The sequence below is a fragment of the Flavobacterium sp. genome, assembly GCF_035760125.1.
In the GTDB taxonomy this organism is placed as follows: Bacteria; Bacteroidota; Bacteroidia; order Flavobacteriales; family Flavobacteriaceae; genus Flavobacterium.
This window is the reverse complement of the sequence record NZ_DASTTN010000142.1, coordinates 1-2,677: the sequence shown is the minus strand read 5'-3', so window position 1 is coordinate 2,677 and position 2,677 is coordinate 1. Positions and strand designations below refer to the sequence as shown.

Annotated in this window: 2 protein-coding genes; both read right to left on the bottom strand. The window is 36.5% G+C overall.

Annotated features, from left to right (window positions below):
• Positions 1–1,364 (bottom strand): efflux RND transporter permease subunit (locus VFS71_RS05575; protein ID WP_326399878.1); only part of this gene is annotated, 1,364 nt, incomplete at its 3' end.
• A 95-nt stretch (positions 1,365–1,459) separates the two neighbouring features.
• On the bottom strand, positions 1,460–2,602 hold the full coding sequence (locus VFS71_RS05570; protein ID WP_326399877.1) for an efflux RND transporter periplasmic adaptor subunit: 1,143 nt from the start codon (positions 2,600–2,602) through the stop codon (positions 1,460–1,462).
• Between the last annotated feature and the right edge of the window lie 75 nt (positions 2,603–2,677).

The window sequence follows — 2,677 nt, the reverse complement described above, 5'->3', positions numbered from 1 at the left end:
GCCATTAAAGTTGTTGCGGTCGAAGCGATAACAGGCCAGGCAATTTCTCCAATACCTATTTTCGAAGCTTGAACACGAGGCAGTCCTTTTTTCATATTGGCAAATACATTGTCCACCACTACGATACCGTCGTCCACCAACATTCCCAGTCCCATAACCAACCCAAAAAGTACCATCGTATTCAATGTCAATCCAAATGCTGAAAGAATACTAAACGCCATTAGCATCGATAATGGAATGGCTGCTCCCACAAACAATGAGTTTCTTAGTCCCATTGTAAACATCAACACAATCATTACCAACACAATCCCGAAGATAATATGGTTCGATAATTCGTCTACTTGATGCTCTACACGTGAAGATTGGTCGTTTGTTAATTCAATTTTTAAATTGGATGGCAAATACGATGCTTGGGCTTCTTTAATTTTTTCTTTTACCTGTTCAATAGCCGAAATCATGTTTTGGTTGGAACGTTTCTTAACGTTCAACATCACAACTTCGGTTCCTTTCTCACGGGCATAGGTTGTTTTTTCTTTTTCTTTGAACTTAACAACTGCAATGTCTTTAAGATAAACAGTTCCTCCATTGTGTTTTACAATGATGTTTTCTAGTTCTTTTGGGTCTTTGATTTCACCAACGATTCTGATATTGTTTCTAGAACCTTGGGAAATTAAATTCCCTCCCGAAAGTGTCATATTTTCGTATTTCACCGCATTTTGAATATCATCAAAAGAAACCTGGGCAGCCGTCATTTTGAAAATGTCAACGGCAATCTCCACTTCTTTATCATCCACACCCAGAATGTCCACTTTTTTTACTTCAGGAATTTCCTCAATATCGTCTTGAAGCAATTCTCCATATTTTTTAAGCTGTTGGGTGGTGTAGTTTCCTTGTAAATTGATGTTCAGAATTGGCACTTCCTCCGAAATGTTCAATTCAAATACACTTGGTTCAACTTTACTTCCATTGTCAAGATTAGGCCAGTCCGTATCAGCTTTTACGATATCTACCTTGTCCTTAATTTTGGTTTTGGCATCCAAGATGGTAACTTTATCTTCAAACTCTACGATAATCATTCCATAATCTTGGAAGGAACTAGATGTAATTTTATCTACTCCACTAATATTCTTGATTTCCTTTTCAAGAGGTTTGATAATTAATTTCTCTACATCCTCGGCTGAGTTCCCCGGGAAAACGGATGAAATGTAAACCTTGTTTTCTATAATTTCCGGAAAATCCTCTCGAGGCATCGTAACATAGGCAATAACTCCCGTGATTACAATCAATAAAGTCAAGATATATACTGTAACGCGATTTTCGACAGCCCAACTTGATATTCCGAATTCTTTACTTTGATGTGACATATATTTTTTGGTTTAATTTGGTTTAAAGCTGTTTAATAAGTTTAAAAAGGATTGCTTTTAAACAACCTTGAAACCATTAAACAATTTTTAAACTTTTAAAAATTTAATTTCATCCCATCCGAAATGGTATTCATACCCTCCGTAACTATTATGGCATCAGAATCTAAGCCGCTTAAAATCTCGGTTACATTATCTGAGGATTGACCTGTTTTAACAATCGCTTTTTTGGCAATACCCGTTTTTCCGTTAGAGTTGGCGACAGTATATACAAAACTGTTTTTCTTGGAATCCTGTTGAATCACATTAGTTGGAACAACTACGGCATTTTTGCTCACATAATCAATCACTTTCAGTTTGGCCACCTGGTTAGGACGCAATAAATTTTCTGGATTGGGAACGCTGACTTCGATTCCAAAACTTCTATTGTTTGGATTGATGAAATTACCAATTTGGCGAACTTTTCCTTTATAGGTTTTGTCCAATGAAGTTAAGTATACATCTACTTCAGTACCAACTTTCAGTTTTCCGATATAACTTTCCGGAATAGAAGTAGAAACATACATATTACCTAAATTCACGATTCGCATTAATCCTTGAGGACTGGCGGCAACTACTTCTCCTTTTTCCACGAAAACTTCGTCAATAGTTCCTGAAAACGGCGCTCTGATTACGGTTTTTGCAATTTGGGCTTTGATTTGTGCTACCCCTTTTTGTGCCGAAATCATTTGTGTTTGGGCTTGAAGGTATTGTATTTCGGAACCAATTTTTTGGCTCCATAGATTTTTTTGACGTTCAAAAGTAGTTTTGGCAAGCGCATATTGGTTTTCGGCGCTGGCTAATTGCTGACTCATTCCGCCATCATCGGTACGGCCCAAAACTTGTCCTTTGCTTACTTTTTGTCCCGCTTTTACATTCAATTCAACTAAGTTTCCCGGAAATTCAGGCTGAATCAATACATTTTCATTGGTATTAATGCTTCCCTGTATCTCAAGATAGTGGTTGAATGTAGTGTCTTTTAATTTTACGGCGGAAACCAATGCGACTACTTCTTTGTTTACATCCAAGGTAGCCAATGCTTCATCGATTTGTTCAAGTTGCAATTGTAGTTCGGCTTTTTTTGCAGTTATTGCTTTTACATCTTTGGATGCAATAATTTCGTCGGTTGATTGTTTTTTTTCAGATGAATTACAGGCAATCAATACAATTGAAAGGGTGGTTAGGATTAATATCTTTTTCATAAGTTTATATTTAATGGAAGTCATTATTTGGTAGTGATTTTTTCTAAACTGGCTTTTTTGTTGATGATGTTAACC